Below are 24,173 nucleotides of genomic sequence, written 5' to 3'. Positions count from 1 at the left end.
GAGCCATACATCGGGGAAGGATGTCCACACATGACTGACGCCCGCACCAGACTCGAGTCGCCTCGGCGCAGGAACCGAAACACAGCTGCGCGAGCGGTTGGTGTTGTCTCAATGGCAACGGTGGCCAGCGTGCTCGCGGGGTGCGGAGTCACTGACACGCTCGACGAGTTCACCCTCGGCTATGCAGTGGATGTTCCTGTCACCACCTACAACGCCAACACAATCGACGGCGCGTACAGTGCCGCGCCGTCAGTGTTCGGTCGCGTCCTTACGGGGCTCAGTTATATCGGTCCTGACGGTAGTCCGATTATGGATCGCGACTTCGGAACAATATCGCCGGTTCCTGGCGAAGCGGACAGCTACGAAATCAATCTCAACGAATCGGCTGTTTTCTCCGACGGAAACGCAGTTACCTGTGATGATCTTGTGTTCGCTTGGGCGGCGGGCAGCGGCCGTTTCACAGCCCCAGATCCTGATTCTGGTGAGCCCAGGCAGTTGTTTGATACCGCCACTGACTGGGGCTACGCCGACATCGACAGAATTGACTGCGAACCCGGAACAAAGCGAGCCCAACTCCAATTCCGGGAGGGGCGGTCGTTTACCGACTGGGAGTCTCTCTTTTCTGCGACGACGGTGATGCCGTCCCACGTAGCGGGGCGTGAGGCGAATGTCCCGGATGTTGTCGCTGCCGTCAATGAAGGCGATATTGATGCGTTGTCGCGACTTGCGGACTTCTGGAACACCGGGTGGACCCTTACACCCGGGGACCTCGACTTGGACCTTTTCCCGTCGTCAGGTCCGTACAAGATTGATTCCTTCACCGACGAGGGTGGCCTCCTCCTAGTCAAAAACGACAGTTGGTGGGGCGATCCGCCTCGCACCCCTCGCATCGTTGTGTGGCCAGGGATGGATACTCGCGACATTGTTGCACGAGGTGAAGCCCAGGTCATTGACGTAGGAGCGGGTTCTGTTGCGGGGCTCGATCTCGCGGGTTACACCGAACACCAGGTCGAATCGCTGAACACCGAACAGTTGGTTTTCAATAACACTGGGGTGTTCGACGATGTTGAGGCACGGCGAGCTTTCACTGCGTGCGTCCCGAGGCTTCGCGTAGCGGACGACGTTGTCAGTGACTACTTTGCTGACGATTCGCCGCGCCGTGGTGTTGCGAGTTCACGGACAACACAACCAGGTTCCTCCGGGTACTCGTTTATAGCTGGACCGGCCCAGGAAAACTACCTCCAGCCCGATATTGAAGCAGCGAGCAGGTTTACAGAGTCGGCCGACATGCGCGTTCGTATCGGATACCTCGGATCCGACAAGCGACGCGAAGAAACCGTGTCATTTATCGCGCGAGCCTGCAAAGACGCCGGAATTGTCGTCCAGAATGTCAGTTCACGCGACTTCGATCCGCGACGAGCACTGGCGAATGACGATGTCGACATCGTGCTCGGCGGTATTGGCGGAGTGCAAGGACCCGGCGGATTGGCCTCGGAGGGTACCAACCTTGTCACTCTGCATTCTCGAAATGGGCTCAACATCGGTGCTTTCTCCAACGGTCGAATCGATGGACTTGTCGCCGAACTTGCTGTGATCTCCAATGCCGACGCACGGCTTGAGCGATTTGCTGAGGCAGAAGCAATCCTGTGGAACGAAGTTCCGACAGTGCCGTTGTTTGTTCAGCCTCGGCTGACAGCACATAGCGGCGCGGTCGTGGGGGTCGTTCCCAATAATTCCCGTGCTGGTGCGGGGTGGAACATGGACAAGTGGGTCCGGGATTGACAGCGAGAAACGCTAGTGGAGACGAACCGCTAGATATCGCCGCTACCGTCGAAGCGCTTACTCGGACGGTGCATGATTTTCCGCGCCGAGGGGTGACCTTCGCTGACCTGTCCCCGCTATTCACCGATGCCCACGGCTTACGCCTCACAGTAGAGGCGCTAGCTAGGGCCGGTATGCGTGACGGACTACGAGATGTGGATCTCGTTGCGGGAATTGATTCCCGCGGGTTTTTGCTTGGTGCAGGGGTCGCGATGCATCTGAATACCGGGATGTTGCCAGTGCGGAAAGCTGGCAAACTACCGCCCCCGGTTTTGTCGCGGAGTTACTCCCTTGAGTATGGCGAAGCTGCCCTTGAGATTCCTGCATCCGGGCTATCTGTTGCTGGACGCAGAGTACTCGTGATTGACGATGTTCTCGCCACAGGAGGCACCTTGGAGGCAGCTATTGGCCTCCTCAGTGCCGCTGGTGCCTCGGTGGTCGCCGCCGCAGTGGTGTTGGAGATAGCCGACTTGGGTGGGCGCACAAAAGTAAAAGACATCCCCTTGACGGCGTTGACTGTGCGCTGAGGATTACAGTTGCTGATAGAGGTTCAACTTTCTGTCGAACAAGGGAGGTGGTCGTGTGAGTCACGATTCGGGAATTTCGCGCGATTCCAGCCCCACTGTGAGTGAACCTCAGCGGGAGTCTGGGGAAGCGCAGTCGCGGCCACTGACGTCGATGGTCACCGCGCCAGGGTCGGCTTCTCGAAGAGTTCGAGCGAGACTGGCGCGCCGCATGACTTCAGGAAGAGCAGCTTCGGTGAAGGCTGTTCTTGAACCCCTAGTGTCGATTCACCGGGAGTTTTACCCAAAAGCGACTCTGACGACGCTGCAGCGGGCGTACGACGTCGCTGAAGAACGCCACGCTGAACAGATCCGGAAATCCGGCGACCCTTACATCACGCACCCATTGGCCGTCGCGACGATTCTCGCCGAGCTGGGTATGGATACCACGACGCTCATCGCGGCCCTTCTGCACGACACAGTGGAGGACACGGGTTACACCTTGGACCAACTCCGGGAGGAGTTTGGTGACGAGGTAGCGCACCTCGTGGACGGTGTGACCAAACTCGACAAAGTGGTGCTTGGTTCCGCTGCGGAGGCGGAAACGATCCGCAAGATGATTATCGCCATGGCGCGGGATCCACGCGTCTTGGTGATCAAAGTGGCGGATCGACTGCACAACATGCGAACGATGCGTTTCTTACCGCCAGAGAAACAAGCAAGCAAGGCACGTGAGACGTTAGAAGTGATCGCACCGCTTGCTCACCGGCTTGGAATGGCCACAGTCAAATGGGAGCTGGAGGACCTCGCGTTCGCGATCCTGCATCCCAAAAGGTACGACGAGATCGTGCGACTTGTGGCCGATCGAGCCCCATCCCGTGACATCTACCTGGAAAAAGTGCGTGGGCTGATCGACAATGCCCTCAACGCCGCGAAACTCAACGCGGCCGTGGAGGGCAGGCCCAAACATTACTGGTCGATTTACCAAAAAATGATCGTCAAAGGAAAAGACTTTGACGAGATTCACGACCTGGTTGGGATGCGAATTTTATGTGATCACGTCCGCGAGTGCTATGCAGCAGTGGGGGTTGTCCATTCCCTGTGGCAACCCATGGCGGGGCGGTTCAAGGATTACATCGCCCAGCCGCGGTATGGCGTGTACCAGTCGTTGCATACAACAGTCGTAGGGCCTGAGGGCAAGCCGCTTGAGGTGCAGATTCGTACGCATGACATGCACCAAAACGCTGAGTACGGGATCGCCGCGCATTGGCGCTACAAGGAAACTAAAGGCAAGCATGCCGGTGACAGTTCTGAAGTAGACGACATCGCGTGGATGCGGCAGTTGCTTGACTGGCAACGAGAAGCTGCTGACCCAGGGGAGTTCCTCGAATCGTTGAGGTATGACCTCGCGCTCAAGGAGATCTTTGTGTTCACGCCGAAAGGCGACGTATTGACGTTGCCGACGGGGTCGACTGCTGTGGATTTTGCTTACGCGGTGCACACGGAGGTTGGGCACCGATGTATCGGAGCGCGCGTTAATGGGCGGCTAGTGCCGTTGGAACGCACTCTCGAGAACGGTGAAGTTATTGAAATCTTCACCTCAAAGGATGAGGGCGCAGGTCCGAGTCGCGACTGGCAAAAATTCGTCGTCTCACCACGTGCTAAAACCAAGATCCGTCAGTGGTTTGCGAAGGAACGTCGAGAGGAAGCCCTCGACACCGGCAAGGATGCCATAGCGAAGGAAGTTCGCCGAACTGGCCTACCGCTGCAACGCATCCTGAGCGGGGATTTGATGGCCGCGACGGCCCGCGAACTCCGCTACCAAGACGTTGACGCTTTGTATACCGCGGTGGGGGAGCACCACGTTTCCGCTCAACACGTGGTGCAACGACTCGTTGCCCAACTTGGTGGGGTCGAGGACGCCGAGGAAGAAATCGCCGAACGCGCTACGCCGTCGTCGATGCCGCGGCGCAGTGGCCGCCGCACCGCTGATGATGTTGGTGTCGAAGTTGCTGGCACACCGGGGATTCTGGTCAAGCTGGCAAAATGTTGCACTCCGGTTCCGGGGGACGACATCATGGGTTTTGTCACTCGCGGCGGTGGGGTGAGTGTGCATCGAACGGATTGCACAAATGCTTCCGCGCTTCGGGAGCAGCCTGAGCGTCTGATTGAGGTTCGCTGGGCGCCTTCACCGAATTCGATGTTCCTTGTTGCGATTCAGATTGAAGCGCTCGACCGGCACCGCTTGTTGTCCGATGTCACTAAGGCACTTGCGGACGAAAAGGTGAACATTCTGTCTGCGTCTGTGACGACCTCAGGTGATCGTGTGGCGATCAGTCGGTTTACGTTTGAAATGGGTGATCCGAAGCATCTCGGGCATGTGCTCAATGTGGTGCGAAACGTCGAAGGTGTGTATGACGTGTATCGGATCACATCAGCTGTGTGATGCCCGCTGTGTGATGCCCGCTGTGGGATCCCAGCTGTGCGGACGCCGAAGGTCAGCGTTCGATGCGGACCGACAGGATTTGAACGGTGTAGCGCGGTGCTCCACTGTGGGCCGAGTTGGTACCCGCGTCGGCAATGAGGTCAACACTGTGCATGCTGTCGTCGCTGACTTCACCTAATACCGTGTAGAGGGGCGGGAGGGGGGAGTCGGCGTAGACGATGAAGAAGCGGCTGCCGTTTGTTCCGGTCCCGGAGTTGTCCATCGCGATTGTTCCACGGGGGTAGATGGTGGTGCCGCTGACCGGGGCGCTGCGTTCGAGGGTGTTGTTATTCAGCTGGTCGGTGGGGAATTCTGCACTGAACGAGTACCCAGGTCCGCCTGTGCCTGTTCCTGTGGGGTCGCCACACTGCAACGTGTGGATTCCGCGGGTAGTGATTCCGTGGCACACCGTGCTGTCAAAGTAACCCTGGTTTGCGAGGCTGACGAAACTGTTGACTGCGCATGGCGACTTTGCGCGATCGAGAATGACGTCGAGTTGGCTTCCGCGCAGTTCGATCTGGGCGTCCACGGAACCTGTGGCGGGCACGGATTGTGTCGGCGGTTTGGCGACCGGGCGGGCTGAGTGGCCGTTCGGGTCGTAGTCACACGAGACGGTATCGGCGAGCGGTGTTTGCCGAGGTCCCGCGACATCGATGGGCGGGACCTCGGCTGCGTCAGCTCGTGTGGGGGCTGACAACGCTACTTCGGGAATGGCAGTGTGATCGGCGTCCGGCGTTGCTTGGTTTTCATCGGTGGTGCAGCCAGTGAGGAGCAGTGTGGCTGCTCCCACTGCGGCGACGATTGCGACGCGACGGAGAGGTCGATCTAACTGCCTGTGCAAACCGCTAGCCCCCTACAGTGATCGTTTTGATGTCCGCTGGGATGTTCGGGACACCCTCGTTTCCTGGTGCTCCACCTTCGGCGATGGCGTCAATCACATTGAGGCCGTCGTCGCTGATTTCCCCAAATACGTTGTATAGAGGAGGAAGCGGAGAATCATCGTACACGAGGAAGAACTGGCTTCCATTTGTGCTCTCACCAGCGTTTGCCATGGCGACGGTACCGCGCGGGTAGATCGTCATTTCAGACCTCGGGCTATCGAACTGATCGTGCGGGAATTCGTCGTGGAACTCGTACCCTGGTCCACCGGTGCCGGTTGCGGAAGGGTCACCGCACTGCAAGACGAAAATTCCGCCTGTGACGAGGCGGTGGCATTCAGTGTCGTTGAAGTAGCCTTGTTCTGCGAGGCTGACGAAACTATTGACCGTGCAGGGTGATTTCGCCCGGTCGAGTGTCAGTTCGACAGGTCCTTCGCTCATGTCGATGGTGACAGCGACGGTTCCTTCGGTTGGCACGTTTTCGCCCTGGGGCCGGTCGACATCGCGGACGCCGGGCATCCGACTGTCGAAGTATTCACAGTCGACTGTGGGCGGCAGAGGTTCGCTCCGGCTTTCTGGTAGCGCGGCGAAATCTGGTTCTTCGAACTGACTGTCGAATATTTCGTCGAATGATTCGTCGTTAGTGTCGTTCGATGCCTGCGTAGAGTCGTTGTTCTGACTGCCCGCGGTGAGCTTGTATACACCCACAGCTGCGGCCGCTACGACGAGCGCAGCTACAACGGCACCAACAATGGTCAGGATGTTCCGTCGCCGGTCTTGCTTCGCCCGGGCCTTTAATTGTTGCTCAAGTTTGTTTTTCGCGACCTCGCGCCGCTGCTGGTTGGACGGCACCGTAGCCGATCCTCCTTGTGTTTGTGTCGACGATTACCGGTTGTCAGGTTATCCGCATACCCTGAGAAGACAGACAATTGATAGCTCAACACATGCTGTGTTGCCCACACGGAGTGACGGGGCGAAGCATGGATTAGGGAGTATGCGCGTGCGTGTAATGGGATTCCCCGCTGGGATGTTCCAAACTAACTGTTACCTGATCGCACACGATGATCGGCCAGAATGCGTTGTTATTGATCCTGGTCAAGATGCGCTTCCTGCGGTCAAGCAGCTTTTGGGTGAGCACGGGTTGGAACCTGTGGCCGTGCTGTTGACCCATGGTCACCTCGACCACATGTGGACGGCGCAACCCCTGTGTGACGAATTTGGGATTCCGCTATTCATTCATCCCGATGACCGACCCATGTTGACTGACCCCGCGTCAGGTATCGGCCCGACTCTGAGTGGGTTTATTCAGGGGATCGAGTTTGTCGAACCAGGCACGGTGAAGGAACTCAACGACGGTGACGTTGTGGAACTTGCTGGGATCGAGTTCGTGATCGATCACACTCCTGGACACACTCGGGGTTCGGTGACGTTGCGCACCCGAGTGGCGTCGGACGACGCTGACCGTGACATTGTGTTCAGCGGTGACACGTTGTTCGCCGGATCTATTGGACGTTCCGATCTTCCTGGTGGCGATGCGGATCAACTTATTAAGTCAATCGTCGATAGACTCATGCCGCTTGCTGATGACACGATGATTTTGCCGGGGCACGGAGAGGTCACGACCGTTGGTCAGGAGCGGAGAAGTAATCCGTTCCTCCGCTGACAACCTCAGCTCGTCTCCGTTACCTGTCGGCTCTACCGCGAGAAAGTGTGACACCACACCGTGAACACGAAGTTTTCGGCGCCAAAGGGCGTCCCTGACTATGTGCCGCCTCAGTCGGCCCAGTTTGTTGCAGTCCGCGACGCACTTTTGCGTGCCGCGGATTTGGCCGGATATGGGCATATTGAACTTCCAATATTTGAGGACACAGGCCTGTTTGCTCGGGGCGTCGGTGAATCGACCGATGTGGTGTCGAAGGAGATGTACACCTTCGCGGATCGAGGGGGACGATCTGTCACGTTGCGCCCGGAGGGCACTGCCGGGGTGATGCGTTCTGTGATCGAGAACGGCCTCGACCGGGGGCAACTCCCCGTGAAGTTGCGGTACTCGGGTCCGTTTTTTCGGTATGAACGTCCGCAGGCTGGTCGGTACCGTCAGTTGCAGCAGGTAGGTGTCGAGGCGATCGGTATTGATGATCCTGCGCTCGATGCCGAGGTTATCGCTGTGGCGGACGCTGGGTTCCGCTCGCTAGGTTTGAGTGGTTTTCGGCTAGACATCACATCTCTTGGTGATAGCACTTGTCGTCCGGAGTATCGGGAAATTTTGCAACAGTTCCTGCTCGGACTTGATCTTGATGAGGACACGAAAGAGCGCGCTCGTATCAATCCTTTGCGTGTTCTCGACGACAAGCGGCCGCACGTTAAGGAAATGACCGCGGATGCGCCGTTGATGCTTGACCACCTGTCTGATGGTGCAAAGCAACACTTCGACGAAGTTCTGTCGCACCTTGATCGCCTTGGCGTTCCCTACACAATTAACCCCCGACTTGTTCGCGGGTTGGATTACTACACGAAGACGACTTTTGAGTTCGTCCACGAGGGTCTCGGTGCCCAGTCCGGCATCGGTGGCGGCGGTCGGTATGACGGGCTGATGGAACAACTTGGTGGACAATCCCTTTCTGGGATCGGATTTGGCATCGGTGTCGACAGAACCGTTCTGGCGCTTGCCGCTGAAGCTGCGGATCCAGCCGTCACCGGACGCTGTGACGTCTACGGCGTGCCAATGGGGCAGCCAGCTCGCGAACGCATGGTGGAATTGCTAGGCACCCTCCGCGCAGCGGGGGTGCGCACGGATATGGCATACGGAAACCGCGGAGTTAAAGGTGCTATGAAAGCCGCAGACAAATCAGGCGCGAAGTATGCGCTGATGCTCGGCGACCGTGATCTCGCTGAAGGGACCATCGGGTTGAAAGAGTTGGCCACCGGTGAACAGCGTTCCGTTTCTATCGATGACCTATTGAACGAGGTGTCACAAGGCCGTGGCTGATTACGCACAAACTGCCCTACCTCTAGACCTCGTGCGGCGTGATGTCGTCGCGCCAAAACTCCGCCGCGTGGGGATGGTCTGCGTCGCGGTAGGCGCACTCATCGCGCTGCTTGTGTCCTTGTTTGGCCCCAACTGGTTGGCGCTGCTCATCGGAGTTGGCATCGCGGGCCCGCCAGCGTTGGGCGCATTTTTGGCAGCCCGCCGTGCGTACTGGATCGATGGTCGCACGGTGTATGCACGCAATGTCACCACCAAAGCGGTGAACTTGGGTGGGCTTACCCGTGTGGAGCTAACAGTGCAGCCGGGGCGCTTTCGTCAGGTGCACTTAGCCCTCCAGGATCGCGAAGCAACCATTACGTTGCCGCTCGCGCTGTACGGTGCGGACCGTGGGGCTGAACTCGACATTGTCGCCTTGCGCAGGCTCGCGGACGCGTTGGCATTGAGTGAGTTGATTAGCGCGGAGACCGTGTCACGCGTTCTTGTTGAGCACCTCCGGGCAGAAGCGCGTGGTGCGGGGCTGATGGAACGTCCACTGTTTCGTGCCTTAGGCAGGGCAGAGCATCATGGGCGGGCATCGAGGTTCGCGTTGTCCGAAGAGGACCTCGTCAGCCTGCTTGATTCTGACTAGACCTCACAGCGGATGGCGGGAATTGCCCCAACTCTCGACGTGAAAACTGTCGGTGCGGCATGATCGACATATGGGGCGCACCGACGCGCTCAGGCACGTTGTGTCCGAGCGCAAAGACGCAGTGCTGCGACGGTCACTAGAAGTGGTGTCCGGTCCTCAAGGCATGTTCGTGTCGGGTCCAGAGGCTGAGGTTCACAGTTTCGCCGAACGCATTATCGACGAATCGCCTGGGGAGGTATTTTCTCAGGCCGCGCCCATGCGCCTCATCCCGTCGGTGCCGGGGCCCAAATTGTTGCGCTCCCGCGGCGGTGTCTTCCTCAAGGTTGCTCCACCGGCGCGGACCCTCCTTGCAGCGCGTGGTGTGATCCCCTCGAGCGACGGGATTTTCCGCACCACCATCCGGGGCGCCAATGCCGTGCGGTCTGCGCATTTACATTGGGTGACGTCCGCGCTCAGTGCCAAGAATATTGTCAACGCTCACGTGGCATTTTCCGTGATGGCGCTGCGTACAGCTGTCCGCGACACAGAGGCCGCGGTGGAAGCGGTGGGTGGTACAGCTGATCAGGTCCTTGCGCTTGCGCAGGCGTCGCGTGCAGGTGATGTGTTTGGTCATCACCGGGCATTGAGTAGGTTGCAGCGCACCGTTGATGCCACAGGTGTGTTGGCGTCGGCGGACTGGGAAGCTGTGGCCTCACTCGGACCGATGTTGGAAGTGACGGTGGAGAGGCTGCGCGCCCATACTCGGCGCACGTTAGATACGGTGCCCGCGGATGCATCGATATCAGACCGTGCCAAGTACCTGTCTCAGGCATCGGACGAAAATAGGCTTGGTGAAACCCTTCAGTTGCTGCTTGTTGCTGAGGAGTCGGTGTACTTGTGGCAGCAGTTGCGCGCTGAACGTGTGCGGGCGGAGGAGCCTGAACACCTAGAGGCGACGATCGCTTCAGCGGAGGCTTTGCTCAAAGAACATAGTGATCGCGACAGCGAAATTGTGAGGGCACTGCGGGAACAACTCGCAGGGTTAGGTTCCATTCGGGTGCGTGATGTGCACCGGTGGAATAGCACTATCCGGTTGCGTCGGTCGATCGCTGGTCTGCATGACATTGTTGAGGACTTTTCCCACTCACGACACGGACAGTTGATGGGGTGGCTTGATGATGAGGATCCGGCGCTTGGTGCGGCGTTGGCGGAGATGCGACGCAAAGCGGCAGGGGCTGGCAAGGTGGCGCGTACTCGGATTGGTCAAGTCGGGCACCATCTACAGGCGTTAAAGCCAGGGTCCCATCGGGCGGACGTCGGCGAAGCGTAGTAAGCGCGCTGGCATCGTCATGATGTGCACAACAGCTGTATAAGGCGCATGATGACTCTCGTGTCGATGGATCCAGCAGGCCCGCTCCGGGTGCGGACTCCGCTTGCTGTGTGGACAGTCGGATTGTTCGCGTACATTGTGGCGGTCCTCAACCGAACCTCGCTAGGCGTTGCTGGGCTTGATGCAACCGAGCGTTTCTCCATCACAGCGGGTGTGCTCGCGTCTTTCGTTGTGTTGCAGGTGATTGTGTACGCGGCGATGCAGATACCGTCCGGTGTGCTCCTGGACCGCTATGGTTCACGAGCCATGATCACGGCGGGCGTAGTTGTGATGTCGACTGGCCAAATTCTGTTGGCATTTAGCACTGATTTGACGACAGCGATCATCGCGCGCGTCCTCGTGGGATTAGGCGATGCACTGGTTTTCATCGCTGTCATTCGTCTCATCCCGCGGTGGTTTTCTCCTCGCAAGGTTCCGCTACTAACGCAACTTACGGGGATTTTCGGCCAGATTGGGCAAGTACTTTCTGCGGTGCCGTTGCTGGCTTTATTGCACGGACCTGGATGGATGGCGGCGTACCAGTCGGTCGCTGCCCTTACCGTCCTCACCGCGATACTGGTGTTCGTGGTCATCCGGAACGACCCATTCGGGCGTGACATCACCTCCCGTGGCGCGACACTCGGCGACATTGTGCGCTCCATCCGGGTTGTGTGGCGACAACCCGGCACGCGGCTTGGTTTTTACAGTCACATGGGGACGGCATTTTCGGGCAATGTGTTTGTCCTGCTGTGGGGATTCCCATTCTTAGTGCGTGCGCACGACCTTAGTGAAGCCGCAGCGAGTGCGCTGCTAACCCTGTTCGTCGTCGCGACTGTCGTGATCGGGCCTGCGATTGGAGTGCTTACCGGGCGGCATCCGCTGCGCCGATCGTGGCTTGTGTTATCGATCATCGCCGTGAATGCCTTGGCATGGACAGTTTTGCTATTGGTGCCGTGGCCAGCGCCGTGGTGGTTGCTTTCGCTGCTTGTTTTCGCCGTTGCGTCGGGTGGGCCAGGTTCTGTCATTGGGTTCGACTATGCGCGAACTTTTAATCAACCCCACCAACTCGGCGTAGCTCAGGGAATGGTCAACCAGGGCGGGTTCGCAGCCACGCTCGTCACCATTGGCACAGTTGGCGTGGTGTTGACGCTGTTCGGTGACTACACCGCAGATGCGTTCCGGGTGGCGTGGCTCATGCAATACCCGGTGTGGGCAATTGCCGTGCTGGGCATTGTCGTGACGCGTCGCAAGGCTCGTGCGGAACTGGCGCAGCAGGGTGTGGTGCCGCGAAGGCTGCGTGACGTGATGTGGCGTCGGCGCACCGCCGACACTCTCTAACCGAGGTCTGCCGCAAAAGTGTCACAAGCGCCGATGCTTCCGCTGCGATACCCGGTCAGAAACCATTGTTGTCGTTGTGCCGATGATCCGTGGGTCCACGACTCTGGGTTTACCTGGCCTGTTGTTGACTCTTGTATCCGGTCGTCGCCCACCGCTTCGGCGGCCGACAATGCGTCGGCGATGTCCCGTTCGGTGAGTGGTAGCAAAAATGGTTCTGACGAGCCAGGGGTGGGAGTTTTGTCAGCGAAGTGGGCCCATATTCCGGCGAAGCAGTCAGCTTGCAGTTCGACCCGCACCGCGCCAGATTCGGGCCCCCTTGGATCTGTCTGCGCTTTCCTGAGGTCACCGAGCAGATGCTGGATATGATGCCCAAATTCGTGCGCAACAACGTATTGCTGAGTTAATGGCCCAGTCGACGCCCCGAATTGGTCTGAGAGCACGCGGAAAAAATCTGTGTCGTAATACGTAGTCTCATCAGCAGGGCAGTAGAACGGGCCGACTGCGCTGGTGGCCATCCCGCAGGCGGTGCTTACTGATCCCGTGAACAAATGAACCCCTGGTGGCGTGTATCGCATTCCCACCGAGGGGAGAAGTTCGGACCAAATTTGGTCCAAGGATTCTGCCGTCGCACCGATTCGGCAATTGATGTCTTCATTGGCGGCCTCGCCGGTAATGCAGTGTGAAACATCGGGGCCGCCGACGCCTGCTGGTGCACCGCCATCGCCACCGCTGAGCCCAGGTATTTGGCTGGGGTCGCCGCCGGTGAGAAGGACTAGCGCCAGGATGATCAGCGCGCCAAGGCCGCCACCGCCAACAGCTACTTTTGCGCCGCTGCCTTTTCCGCCGGTTGTCATCCGGTTAGGGTTGGTGCGCGCGTTCGGGTTGAACGTCATGAAGCGATTTTTGCACCATCGGGTGCATCGTGGGGTGCTGTCGTGTAGTAATTCGGTTTCCGCCTACCATTGAGTCGGCCGTAGGATCAGCGCAGTGCTTGTTTCACGTGTGCTCGTTTCACGTGTGGACTGTGTCCACTAACGCTCGTCATGAGATTTGTTCGTTTTTTGCTGGGAGGAAGGATCCCTGTGCTTCGCACCCATTTGGCTGGCTCGCTTCGCGCTGAACACGCCGACCACACCGTGACATTGTCAGGTTGGGTTGCGCGTAGGCGTGACCACGGTGGTGTCATTTTCATCGATTTCCGTGATGCTTCCGGTGTATGCCAGGTGGTGTTCCGCGACGCAGAAGTTCTCGAGAAGGCGCACCGTTTGCGCGCCGAATTCTGCATCAGTGTGACGGGGACTGTGGAGATGCGTCCCGCAGGAAACGCCAACTTCGAAATCCCAACGGGGGAAATCGAAGTGAATGTCACCGAACTCGTCGTTCTCAACGAAAGCGCGGCGCTTCCATTCCAGCTCGACGAGCCGAATGTTGGTGAAGAAACTCGTCTACGCCACCGTTACCTGGATCTTCGGCGCGAGGGGCCCGGCCATGCGCTTCGGTTGCGGTCGAAGGTTAACTCCGCTGCACGTTCGGTGTTGACTCGACACGAGTTCATTGAAGTCGAAACGCCCACTTTGACCCGGTCGACACCCGAGGGCGCACGCGACTTCCTCGTGCCCGCACGCCTGCAGCCGGGTAGTTTCTATGCCCTCCCACAGTCACCGCAGTTGTTTAAGCAGCTGCTTATGGTTGCTGGGGTTGAGCGTTACTACCAGATCGCACGGTGCTACCGCGACGAAGACTTCCGCGCAGACCGTCAGCCTGAGTTCACGCAGCTCGATATTGAAATGAGCTTTGTGCGCCAAGAGGATGTGATGCTCCTAGCCGAGGAGATCTTGGAGTCCTTGTGGAAGCTTATCGGCCATAAACTGGAAACGCCGATCCCGCAGATCACCTATCACGATGCGATGCGGCGGTTCGGCACAGACAAGCCGGATATGCGGTTCGGTTTCGAACTAGTGGAGTGCACCGAGTACTTCGCCAATACGCCATTCCGGGTGTTCCAGGCCCCATATGTCGGTGCTGTCGTGATGCCGGGTGGCGCAAGCCAGCCTCGTAGGCAACTTGATGCGTGGCAAGAGTGGGCCAAACAGCGCGGCGCTAAGGGACTTGCGTATGTCCTCATCGCTGAAGACGGCTCACTTGCCGGACCTGTGGCAAAGAACCTCACCGACGCGGAGCGTGAGGGATTGGCAGCGCATGTCGGCGCCAAGCCTGGCGACTGCGTGTTCTTCGGCGCAGGTGCTCCCAAATCGACTCGTGCACTCCTCGGCGCAGCTCGCGTTGAGGTGGCAAAACGCGTCGAGGCAATTGACGAAGATGCTTGGGCGTTTGTGTGGGTCGTGGACGCACCTATGTTCGAGCCCGCGGACGAAGCGACGGCTAGCGGCGATGTGGCCCTCGGGTCAAGTGCATGGACGGCTGTTCACCACGCCTTCACCTCGCCCAAGCCCGACAGCCTCGACACGTTCGACACTGATCCGGGTTCGGCACTCGCCTACGCATACGACATTGTGTGCAATGGCCATGAGATTGGCGGCGGAAGCATTCGTATCCACCGCCGCGATGTTCAAGAGCGAGTCTTTTCGGTGATGGGGATCAGCGCCGAGGAAGCTCAGGACAAGTTTGGGTTCCTCCTCGACGCGTTCGCGTTTGGTGCACCACCGCACGGCGGAATCGCATTTGGTTGGGACCGAATCGTGTCTCTACTAGCGAAAACAGACTCCATTCGTGACGTCATTGCGTTCCCCAAGTCCGGTGGCGGAGTTGATCCACTCACTGACGCTCCAGCGCCTATTACAGCGCAGCAGCGTAAAGAATCTGGAATCGACGCGAAACCGGTATCACGGAGCAAAAACTAGCGTTCACCTGCACCCCGCGCACAATTAAGCGTGGGGTGCAGGTATTTCCGGGTCACCTCGGTGATGAAACGGTGCCATGATCGAGGTTGATCACGAGCGGGTTTTCTAGCTGTCCGATGAGGTGGTGGCAATGAACAGTCCACATGAAGGCGCAGGCTCAGAGTTGACGCAATCAGGTGGAACTTCTGAGGGTGGCCCGGCGCCGGAAGTATCGGGGCTTCTGTCAATTGGCTCTGACGATCTCAGGCGTTTGCGCAGCCGCGTTCGGCGGCTTGTCGCGCACGAGGGCATCACGTTCACCCCGGATGACGGGCAATGGAATCTCGACCCGGTCCCGTTCGTCGTCGAATCGGATGAATGGGACATGCTGGAGAAGGGGATGGTCCAGCGGTCGCGTTTGCTCAGCGCTCTTGTCGCGGATTTATATGGCGAGCAGCGAGTCGTCAGTAAGGGACTGCTGCCACCTGAGCTGGTGTATGGACATCGAAGCTTTCTACGTGGTGCCTTCGGCGCACGACGAGACAATGTTGCGCCGCTGTTTTTGCATGGCATGGATGTTGCCCACACTGCGCAGGGTTTTCAGGTCATCGAGGATCGCACGCAGGCTCCACTTGGGGTGGGATATGCGCTGGCCGATCGTAAGGTTTTGTCGCATGCGATGCCCGATTTTCACCAGCAAATTACCCCCCGGTCTCTTGCCCCGTTTGTGCAAGTCATGAAGGTCGCTATTGAGTCTGCTTCGGTGGCCCACACTGCGGACCCCATGGTGGTCATCTTGAGTCCCGGCCCTGATACTAGGGCGTCGTTTGATCATGCATTCCTTGCGTCCATGCTGGGCTACCCACTAGTCGAGAGCACGGACCTCACTGTTCGTGAAGGTCGATTGTGGATGCGTGCAATTGGGAAGAGGTTTCCCATTGACGTCGTGGTGCGGTTCGTTGATTCGTGCGCGACGGATCCCCTTGATCATCGATCTCCGTCTCGTACCGGTGTCGCTGGGCTCACTGAAATGGTGCGCAGAGGTGCCGTCAGCATCGTCAATCCGCTTGGCTGTGGCGTCGTCGAAAATCCGGCGCTGGGCGCGTACCTGCCGCGCATCAGTGAGGCACTGTTGGATGAAGAACTGGCGCTACCTTCGGTGGATAACTGGTGGGCGGGTGACCGCAGTGCGCGATCCCACATCCGGGAGAACCTTGATGACGTCGTGTGCGAGAACATTCGTACTGGCGAATCGTTCATCGGAGGGGAACTTAGTCGAGCGCAACGGGATGACCTATGTGGGCGTATTGAAGACGAGACGTGGCAATGGTGTGCCCGTTTGGTTCCCGAGCAAACCGAACAACCCATCGTCACGGCCACCGGGGGCGTGGCATCGGCGCCAGTGACGCTTCGAATGTTTTCGGTCGCCCAACGCGCGGGATACACGGTGATGCCGGGTGGTTTTGCTCACGTTCCCATTGAGCACCGCGCAGATGTGAAGACCGCGGGTGTTCAGATCGCAAAGGACGTGTGGGTACGCACGCCGGAGCGTTCTGCCGAGGGTGGTTCGGTGACCGTCACGCCTTTGGAAGCACCCGAACCGGTTGCGTCACTCACTGTGGTGCGACACGGTTTGCCGACCGAAGGTGTGAGCTCGCCCCGAGTCCTCAATGATTTGTTTTGGCTTGGTAGGTATGCGGAACGGGCTGAGGACACTGCCCGACTCCTCAGCGCGGTTCGGGACCGCTATCAGGACTATCGTTCGAGGCCGTGGCTGACGGGCAGTAACTCATTGCCGATCTTGGTCTCAGCACTCACAAGGGTGTCTGGTTCGCCTGCGGCGCTTGTCCCATCGGGCGCGAGCGATCTTGACCGCGCATTCGTGGAACTGCGGTCGTTGACCGGGGCTGCTGACCGACCCGGTTCGCTGGCATTTTCGGTTAGACGCCTCGAATCAGCTGCGCGCGGAGTTCGGGATCAACTGTCCCTTGATACATGGATGGTGCTCAGCGGCGTAAACGACGCTTTGGAGGACTATTCGGAGGATACGACAGCCGACCCGGTGGTGATGGCGTCGGTACACACGTCTGTCCTTGGCGGGATGTTGGCGCTCGCCGGCCTTGGCGCTGAGTCACTGGTTCGAGATTCTGGCTGGCACCTGCTAGACATTGGCCGCCGCATTGAACGAAGTTTGCAGCTAACAACATTGCTGGGTGCCACACTGGTGAAACCATACAACCCGGTAACCGAACGCGCCGTCGTCGAGTCGGTGCTGCTCGCGTGCGAGTCGTCAGTGATGTATCGGCGGCGCCAGCATGGTGTTGTCAATATCGCTCCACTCGCTGAGTTCTTGTTGTTCGACAGCACTAACCCGCGCGCGCTTATCTATCAGCTTGATCGCATTCGGGAGAACTTTGTGAGTCTGCCTGAGCAGTCTGTGCCAGCGAGGGCGTCACGGTTGATTGATGAAATCATCACGCACGTCCGTCGCGCCTCGCCGAACGAACTCGAGGAACTCAACGAACAAGGCCAGCGTCAGGTGTTGGACACGTTCCTCAAGACGGTCCGGCAGCAACTGAGGGAGCTATCCGAGATTGTGGAAACGAGCTTGCTTGCCCCGCCAGTTGAGATGCAGCCGCTGTGGTTGTCGGGTGGTTTCACAACAGGTGCCGATGGTGAGCAGAGCGAGGTATGGGCATGAGCACACGTACCTATCAAGTCACTCACATCACCACATACTCGTACGCCGGACCGGTCACTTCGTCCTATGGGCGCGGGTTTGTGACACCGCTCGAACTGCCGGAGCAACGCAGACTCGAGCACAGCGTCACCGTGTCGCCTGAACCAACAGATCAATCGTTCATGGTGGACTACTTTGGCAATACGGCGGTGTATTTTCATGTGACGACTGAGCACACTGAACTTGTCGTTACGGCCAGGTCGCGCGTCGAAGTTGACGCCCCACCGGAGGGGCATCTGAAGTCGGGTTTGGCTGACGCCCCATGGGAGATGTGTCGCCCGACGGGGGTGGACGCGGCCCGGGCTGTCGATTTTCAGATTGACAATAATCCGGCTGAAATCACCCCGGATGTGGCGGCGTATGCCGATGAGATTTTCACTCCGGGGCGGCCACTAGCGGATGCTGTGTGGGATCTAACGCACCGAATTTTTACTGAATACACCTACAAATCAGGCTCGACTTCGGTGTCGACTCGGGTTGCCGAAGTGATGGAACGCAAGTCTGGAGTGTGCCAAGACTTCTCGCGCGTTGCGATTGCCTGCCTCCGGTCAAAGGGGCTCGCTGCTAGCTACGTTTCTGGGTACCTAGCCACGACGCCACCGCCAGGTAAGGAACGCATGATTGGTGCGGATGCGACGCATGCGTGGGCTGCTGTGTGGCTTCCAGGGAATCGGTGGCTTGCATTTGATCCGACAAACGACCAGTTTGTGGACGAACGCTACGTCACTGTTGCTCGAGGTCGTGACTTTGTTGACGTCTCTCCTCTACGCGGAATTATTCTCACGCAGGCGAAGTCCAGCAGCATGTCAGTGTCTGTCGACGTGGCACCGCTCGATGCCGCTCCGCGTGTTGAGCAGGTACCGCCTCTACAGCAAAACGGGTAGCGTAGTTAACGATGACTTCTCTTGTGTCCGAATCTGCCCATGCGGTTGTGCGTGCCGCCGAACGTGTCCTTGCCAAACGATACGGCGTTACGGTGCGGCTAACTGATCCGGAAAACCTCGGTGGTAGTGGACAGGCGATCGTTCTCCGCGTTCGCGTATCTGATAGTCCGATTCGTCTTTCGCGAACACTGGTTATCAAGCAGATGCACAACGCCGATGGAGCGAGCGCGAACGGCATTGCTCAAGCGCTCGGAGTCGGAGACGGACACGCTGAAGGCTTCGTCCGTGAGGCCGTTTCGTATCAGTTTGCGAACTCGCTAGCCACACGGCACCGCCCCGGACCAGAACTTCTTGCGCATGACCTTGACCAGCGGCTGTTGATCTTGTCTGATCTCGGTGACGTACCTACGTTCGAAAATGTCGTCACACCTGACACCACTGGGATGTCAACATCGGATTCAACCACCAACGTGCTGATGGGTGTCGCGCAGAGCCTGGGCCGGATGCACGCTGCCACTGCGGGCAGGTCGGAAGATTTTGGTGCACTGCTCCGTCGTGCGCGAGCCAGCATGTCGCCGTATGTTCCCGCTGACACCATGCGCGCATCTGTGAACAATGTTCCACAGCTGCTTTCTGAGGTGCTGGGCGTGGCGACCCCGCCGGATATTCAACACAAAGTGGCAGAGTTTTCGGACATATTGCAAGGAAATTCGTTTCGGGCGTTTAGTCCCGGTGAATTGTCTCCCGACAACATCGTCGTGAGCAGTTCGGGTATTCGCTTCCTGGACTACGAATGGGGCGGGTTCCGCGACGCGGTGCTTGACCTCGGGTCCATTTTGGTGTCCTTCCCGCAGTGTTCATACGACCTTGGGCTCACCCCGGAGCAGTCGGCGTCGATGGTGGATGCCTGGCGCGCTGAGATTGCGACTGTGTGGCCGCAGCTCCTTGACGATGACGTGCTGGACCGCCGGTTGCTTGCCGCTCGCACAGTGTGGGTGTGGTTGTCGACGGCGTGGCACCTGCCGGAAGATCATCTTCGTCGCGCGTTGGAGCGTGATGCGGGTAGGCCGCTTGCGCCTCGGCGTGCGCTGGCGAGCCGGTGGGCTGGCCTATTTCAGGCAGCTGACGCGGTGGGGGACCACGCGCTAGCTGAGCACGCTGCGGCCGTCATGGATGCGTTGCGGCAAACTGATTCCACCCCTGCCATGCGCCTTCCCTGACAAACCCTGGGGCCACTGTTCGCCAGTTACATCACGGCGGGTAGGGCTGTGCCGTCCCACCCGTTCGGCGGTGGGACCAAACCAAAGAGTGCCGCCACGGTGGGAGCAACATCCATGGTGGTGACTGCGTCGCTGACCGTGAGCTTGCCTGGCAGTTGTGGATGACCTCCCGTGACAATCAGCGGGATAGGTAATGTCACGCCGTGGCCGTGGTTTCCAGGAATGGGGTTTGACAGCACAGTTGGGTCGGTGAACCGCCAGCCCGGTTTGCAGAACGCCACCGCATCGCCGCCTCGAGGACCCAGATTCAACACCCCTGCTGCGTGAACTGAGTCAATGCCCGGGTGAAGCATCGCGATCTGTCGCATGCGCTCCACCGCATCATCGCGTAATGCCGGGTCGCCGGTCCAGTACCACAACGAGGCGCCACCGTTGTCTGCGATTTCGATGTTGTCCCGCAGCATCGGGTCGAGGGAGAACGGTACATGCAAGCTGATGAGGGAAAGCGGTCTTGACCAGTCCATTGAATGGTCTGCAATGAGTATGACCACGCTCCGGTTCCACCGTCCGCTCTCCTTGAGGAAGGAAACGAATCGCCGGACTTGCGTATCCGTGTGGCGCACGGCGGCTGTGCGCGCGAGCCGAATATCGTTACCTGTGACGTCGATGTGCCCCACGCGGTCTACGTCACCTAAGTTGGTGAACGTCATGCGGGGTGAATGATCGACCATGATGCGAAGAAGCGCATCCATTGTCGCGGCGTCGGGTGCATGGTCAGTGAGAGGGATGAGTGGGGCAGGGTTCCAGTGCACTGTCGCGCGGCCCTGGAACAGCCCGTGCAGGTAGTCCTTCGACAACACACTTGCGGTCGTGATCCCACGTTCGGTGCGCAGACGTTCCAGGATTGTTGGCGCCGTGAGGTCTTGCGGGCGATCAAGATTACGGAACTTGCGTTCGTCACGGTCATAAATTTTGTTTGCGGGGACGCCTGATCTCGCTGGGGAGACGCCGGTCATCATGGCGGTGTGATTCGGGAGGGTTTCCGCGATTTGAATGGCATTGGCGTTGGCGTACCTGATGCTGGCAGAGTCCAGGCTCGCCACATGGGGCATGAGATCGGGGTTTACTTCATCGTTTCGTAGCCCGTCGATGACGATGACGTGCACTTCGAGGGCTTCGCCGCTACCGTTCAGCGGAGTCGCGCTGCTGTGTGCCGCAAATATGCCTGCAGCTAGTGCGCTCGTCCCACCCGCGAGGACAGCTCGTCGTGTGATGTTGGCAGCCGTCATGCGGAGCTCCTTGAAGTGTGACTCGTTGGATCCAGTGGCGCCGCAGGTGTGAGGCGTGCGGACTGCGATGCAGTTCTGAGTGAGTGCGCGTGCCGAGACGCACTGTTTGGGTTGACTGGATCTTGAATGAAAAACCAGTCCATCTGGGCGTGGTCGGGCGTTACTTCGCACACTCCGTAGCCGTGCGAATCGACTTCGACAAAGCGAACGTGGTTGTTCGTAGCTTGGATCGCTGCCTCGGCCGCTAACCCAACAGTGCGCGGCGGTACCTGGAGAATGTCGTCCACATTTTTTGATGTCACTGAGGGCACAACAAATTCGACGCCAACCGTTCCCGCTGCCGGATAATTTGCCGCATTGAGGGGGAGTTCATTGGCCCACGACATGTGAATATCGCCCGTGAGAAAGACAACATCACGGGTATTTGTCGTGGTCAGGGCCGAGAAAAGTCGCGCTCGTTCCGCCGCATACCCGTCCCACTGATCTGTATTAAGCGGTGCTCCGTCAGAAGGGATCCCAAGCAGTTGAGTTAGAGCAGCAGTGGTCGCTGGTTCTAGTGGCGGAATCAAGAACGGGGAGATCATCACTGGATTGCCAACAAATTTCCACTGTGCCGCCGCGGTTGTGAGCCCTGTGACAAACCATTCGAACTGCTGCGCACCTGTAATGCTCCGGTGGGGTGCATCAACGTCGCGCCATCCCGTCACCGCTACCGCTGGTTCATCCCGATACGAGCGCAGGTCGATCATCGTGAGCTCGAGAAGGGAACCATAGCTGAGCCGCCGGTAGAGTCTGTCTCCGGAACCGCCAGGCCGAATGGGCATCCACTCAAGGTATGCCTGCAACGCGTTTCGGTATCGCGTTCGCCAGTCGCCTTGGGTGACGGGGTCATGATTCTCCGCGCCCGCCACCCAGGCGTCGTTGGCCGATTCATGATCATCCCAAATGGCTATGACGGGTACTTTTTGGTGGAGACTTTGGAGGTCAGCGTCAGTCTTGTACTGTCCGTGCCGCATCCGGTAATCGGCCAAGGTGACGATGTCGCGGGCGGGAATGTGTTCGCGAACAGAGCCGAACTTGGCTCCGTACTTGCCGGGGCGATACTCATACAGATAATCGCCGAGGTGAAGTACGGCGTCGAGGTCACGCCTGTCGGCGAGGTGCCGGTATGCAGAGAAATATCCGGCTTCCCAGTTGGAACACGACACAACACCAAACCGCAGGCGGTCAACGTGCTGGTGGGGCGCAGGAGTGGTGGCAGTTCGGCCGACGGGTGAGTAGATCCGAGCTTGACTTGCGTCCACTATGGAGAATCGAAAAAAGTATCCAGTCTGCGGTTGAAGATCGCGTGCGTCCACCTTCACTGTGTGGTCGCGGTCAACGTCGGTGGTCGTTGATCCTTCGGCTACGCGCACCGCAAATGTTTGGTCGGTACTTACTTCCCAGCGAACCGTAACCGCTGGTCCGACGCCTGATCCCGGTGTCGCGTCGGCGTTTGGAGTGACGCGAGTCCACAATATGACACTGTTGTGGGTGGGATCGCCCGATGCGACACCGTGCATAAACGGGTGGCTGGGCGCGCCAGCAGATGATGTTTGCGCATGCGCGCGACTGATGAACGTGCTCGCCCCAATCGCCGTCGGCACAACAATCCCGGCTCGAAGCACTTGCCGCCGCGGCAGTGGATGGTTTGTCGGTCGCATCCGTTCATCACACACCGTTGAATATAACGCGGCAATGCTTTCGGCGGAGCACACACTCACAATTCACGTGGTATTCACCAGTGGCCATCCGGTAGCCTCGCTCATGTGAGCGAAAACGTCGACGCAGGGCTGTTCGGCCCCGATCTCGACAACCCCGATCTCGACGACACTGCTGAATCACCAACGACCTACAACACGATTCCACCGCTAGCTGTGCGGATGCGTCCACGGACGTTAGATGAAGTCCTCGGGCAGGACCACCTCTTAACGCCAGCATCTCCGCTGCGTCGACTCGTTGAAGGCGTGGGCGCGGCATCGGTGGTCCTTTACGGCCCGCCTGGAACCGGTAAAACCACGATGGCCTCGATGATCTCTACTGCCACCGGGCGCCGGTTCGAAGCGCTATCGGCGCTTTCCGCAGGTGTCAAAGACGTGCGGGCGGTCATTGATTTAGCCCGCCAACGCCTACTGCACGGACAGCAAACCGTGTTGTTCATCGACGAGGTGCATCGTTTCTCAAAAACGCAGCAAGATGCGCTGCTAGCGGCCGTCGAAAACCGAATAGTTCTCTTAGTGGCCGCCACGACAGAAAACCCGTCCTTTTCCGTGGTGGCACCGCTGTTGTCGCGTTCCTTGATCTTGCAGCTGCTCCCGCTCGACGCCAATGCAATAGGTGAGCTCATCGACCGAGCCGTCACAGACCCGCGTGGGCTCGCCAACGCAGCCACTCTCACAGACGATGCCCGCGACCACCTCATCGCACTTTCTAGCGGCGATGCTCGGCGCGCTTTGACTGCGTTGGAGGCTGCAGCGGAGTCGGCGTTCGCCCGACAACAGGCTGATGCCAGCCCGGCTGCAACCATTGACCTACACACGGTAGAAACCTCGGTCGATAGGGCTGCGGTCCGATACGACCGCGACGGCGACCAGCACTACGACATCATCAGCGCCTTCATCAAATCAATACGTGGCTCTGATGTCGACGCCGCACTGCACTATCTCGCTCGCATGATCACAGCGGGGGAGGACCCACGGTTCATTGCGCGCAGGCTCGTCATCCATGCCAGCGAGGACATCGGAATGGCGGACCCCACTGCGCTGCAGACTGCAATCGCTGCGGCGCAAGCCGTCCAACTAATCGGTATGCCCGAAGCTGGGCTTACGCTCACCCATGCCACTATTCATCTCGCTACGGCACCAAAATCTAATGGGGTCGTCGCAGCTCTCAACGCCGCTATGACCGATGTCGCGAAGGGCAAATCAGGTCCGGTGCCGACGCATTTGCGCGACGGCCACTATTCAGGCGCAACGGGACTTGGTAACGCGGTCGGCTACCAATATCCACACGACAATGCTGACGGTGTGCTGCCCCAACAATATCCACCAGATGACCTCGTTGGAACTGACTACTATCGGCCCACCAACCACGGCTACGAGCGCGAAATTTCAGTGCGATTGCCCAAACTTCGACGAATCATTCGAGGCCAAAACTGACCGCAAGCGCACCGTG

General features: G+C 58.9%; 18 protein-coding genes. 13 read left to right on the top strand and 5 right to left on the bottom strand.

Annotated features, from left to right (window positions below):
- Nucleotides 1-30: 30 nt before the first annotated feature.
- The 3 genes from IEW73_RS04850 (at nucleotide 31) to IEW73_RS04840 (ending at nucleotide 4,770) form a co-directional block, all read left to right on the top strand.
- A complete protein-coding gene (locus IEW73_RS04850) occupies nucleotides 31-1,782 on the top strand; it encodes an ABC transporter substrate-binding protein (RefSeq protein WP_188671187.1) in 1,752 nt (583 codons plus the stop codon).
- Nucleotides 1,779-2,348, top strand: a complete 570-nt coding sequence (locus IEW73_RS04845; RefSeq protein WP_188671185.1) for an adenine phosphoribosyltransferase — start codon at nucleotides 1,779-1,781, stop codon at nucleotides 2,346-2,348. Before IEW73_RS04850 ends, IEW73_RS04845 begins: the two co-directional genes overlap by 4 nt.
- 151 nt (nucleotides 2,349-2,499) lie before the next feature.
- Nucleotides 2,500-4,770, top strand: coding sequence for a RelA/SpoT family protein (locus tag IEW73_RS04840; protein ID WP_188672924.1), 2,271 nt, complete (start codon nucleotides 2,500-2,502; stop codon nucleotides 4,768-4,770).
- A 52-nt stretch (nucleotides 4,771-4,822) separates the two neighbouring features.
- Here IEW73_RS04840 and IEW73_RS04835 read toward each other — a convergent pair whose 3' ends face one another.
- Both IEW73_RS04835 and IEW73_RS04830 read right to left on the bottom strand, forming a co-directional pair.
- Nucleotides 4,823-5,599 (bottom strand): peptidylprolyl isomerase, encoded by a 777-nt coding sequence (locus tag IEW73_RS04835; protein WP_188671183.1) that lies wholly within the window; start codon nucleotides 5,597-5,599, stop codon nucleotides 4,823-4,825.
- A 55-nt stretch (nucleotides 5,600-5,654) separates the two neighbouring features.
- Nucleotides 5,655-6,539 carry a peptidylprolyl isomerase gene (locus IEW73_RS04830; RefSeq protein ID WP_188671181.1) on the bottom strand — a complete coding sequence of 295 codons (885 nt, stop codon included), beginning with the start codon at nucleotides 6,537-6,539 and terminating at the stop codon, nucleotides 5,655-5,657.
- A 148-nt stretch (nucleotides 6,540-6,687) separates the two neighbouring features.
- Between IEW73_RS04830 and IEW73_RS04825 the strand changes: the two genes are divergently transcribed.
- The 5 genes from IEW73_RS04825 to IEW73_RS04805 all read left to right on the top strand — a co-directional run bounded on the left by IEW73_RS04825 (nucleotide 6,688) and on the right by IEW73_RS04805 (nucleotide 11,987).
- Nucleotides 6,688-7,350 carry an MBL fold metallo-hydrolase gene (locus IEW73_RS04825; RefSeq protein ID WP_188672921.1) on the top strand — a complete coding sequence of 221 codons (663 nt, stop codon included), beginning with the start codon at nucleotides 6,688-6,690 and terminating at the stop codon, nucleotides 7,348-7,350.
- Between the two features lie 60 nt (nucleotides 7,351-7,410).
- Nucleotides 7,411-8,673 (top strand): histidine--tRNA ligase, encoded by a 1,263-nt coding sequence (gene hisS / locus IEW73_RS04820; protein WP_188671179.1) that lies wholly within the window; start codon nucleotides 7,411-7,413, stop codon nucleotides 8,671-8,673.
- A complete protein-coding gene (locus tag IEW73_RS04815) occupies nucleotides 8,666-9,301 on the top strand; it encodes a hypothetical protein (protein WP_188671177.1) in 636 nt (211 codons plus the stop codon). Before hisS ends, IEW73_RS04815 begins: the two co-directional genes overlap by 8 nt.
- 70 nt (nucleotides 9,302-9,371) lie before the next feature.
- Nucleotides 9,372-10,610 (top strand): hypothetical protein, encoded by a 1,239-nt coding sequence (locus IEW73_RS04810; protein ID WP_188671175.1) that lies wholly within the window; start codon nucleotides 9,372-9,374, stop codon nucleotides 10,608-10,610.
- A gap of 66 nt (nucleotides 10,611-10,676) precedes the next feature.
- Entirely contained in the window at nucleotides 10,677-11,987 is a 1,311-nt protein-coding gene (locus IEW73_RS04805) for an MFS transporter (protein ID WP_188671174.1), read from the top strand.
- Here the strand turns inward: IEW73_RS04805 and ypfJ are convergent.
- Nucleotides 11,984-12,880, bottom strand: a complete 897-nt coding sequence (gene ypfJ / locus IEW73_RS04800; protein WP_188671172.1) for a KPN_02809 family neutral zinc metallopeptidase — start codon at nucleotides 12,878-12,880, stop codon at nucleotides 11,984-11,986. The two genes, IEW73_RS04805 and ypfJ, sit on opposite strands and share 4 nt — an antisense overlap.
- Before the next feature lie 189 nt (nucleotides 12,881-13,069).
- Here ypfJ and aspS point away from each other — a divergent pair, with 189 nt between their 5' ends.
- The 4 genes from aspS to IEW73_RS04780 all read left to right on the top strand — a co-directional run bounded on the left by aspS (nucleotide 13,070) and on the right by IEW73_RS04780 (nucleotide 19,671).
- A complete protein-coding gene (aspS, locus tag IEW73_RS04795) occupies nucleotides 13,070-14,848 on the top strand; it encodes an aspartate--tRNA ligase (protein ID WP_188671170.1) in 1,779 nt (592 codons plus the stop codon).
- 130 nt (nucleotides 14,849-14,978) lie between these two features.
- Nucleotides 14,979-17,528 (top strand): circularly permuted type 2 ATP-grasp protein, encoded by a 2,550-nt coding sequence (locus tag IEW73_RS04790; RefSeq protein WP_188671168.1) that lies wholly within the window; start codon nucleotides 14,979-14,981, stop codon nucleotides 17,526-17,528.
- Nucleotides 17,525-18,451, top strand: coding sequence for a transglutaminase family protein (locus IEW73_RS04785; protein WP_188671166.1), 927 nt, complete (start codon nucleotides 17,525-17,527; stop codon nucleotides 18,449-18,451). Before IEW73_RS04790 ends, IEW73_RS04785 begins: the two co-directional genes overlap by 4 nt.
- A gap of 11 nt (nucleotides 18,452-18,462) precedes the next feature.
- Complete coding sequence (locus tag IEW73_RS04780; RefSeq protein ID WP_188671164.1) at nucleotides 18,463-19,671, top strand: phosphotransferase family protein; 1,209 nt, start codon at nucleotides 18,463-18,465, stop codon at nucleotides 19,669-19,671.
- Between the two features lie 26 nt (nucleotides 19,672-19,697).
- Here IEW73_RS04780 and IEW73_RS04775 read toward each other — a convergent pair whose 3' ends face one another.
- On the bottom strand, nucleotides 19,698-20,960 hold the full coding sequence (locus IEW73_RS04775) for an alkaline phosphatase family protein (protein ID WP_188671162.1): 1,263 nt from the start codon (nucleotides 20,958-20,960) through the stop codon (nucleotides 19,698-19,700).
- Nucleotides 20,957-22,663 (bottom strand): alkaline phosphatase D family protein, encoded by a 1,707-nt coding sequence (locus tag IEW73_RS04770; protein WP_188671160.1) that lies wholly within the window; start codon nucleotides 22,661-22,663, stop codon nucleotides 20,957-20,959. Before IEW73_RS04770 ends, IEW73_RS04775 begins: the two co-directional genes overlap by 4 nt.
- Nucleotides 22,664-22,768: 105 nt before the next feature.
- On the opposite strand from IEW73_RS04770, the gene IEW73_RS04765 reads away from it, so the two are divergent.
- A complete protein-coding gene (locus IEW73_RS04765; RefSeq protein WP_229675759.1) occupies nucleotides 22,769-24,157 on the top strand; it encodes a replication-associated recombination protein A in 1,389 nt (462 codons plus the stop codon).
- Nucleotides 24,158-24,173: the final 16 nt, after the last annotated feature.

Origin of the sequence: Hoyosella rhizosphaerae, from assembly GCF_014643175.1 — a bacterium.
Classification (GTDB): Bacteria; Actinomycetota; Actinomycetes; order Mycobacteriales; family Mycobacteriaceae; genus Lolliginicoccus; species Lolliginicoccus rhizosphaerae.
This window is presented reverse-complemented; position numbering and strand designations above follow the sequence as displayed.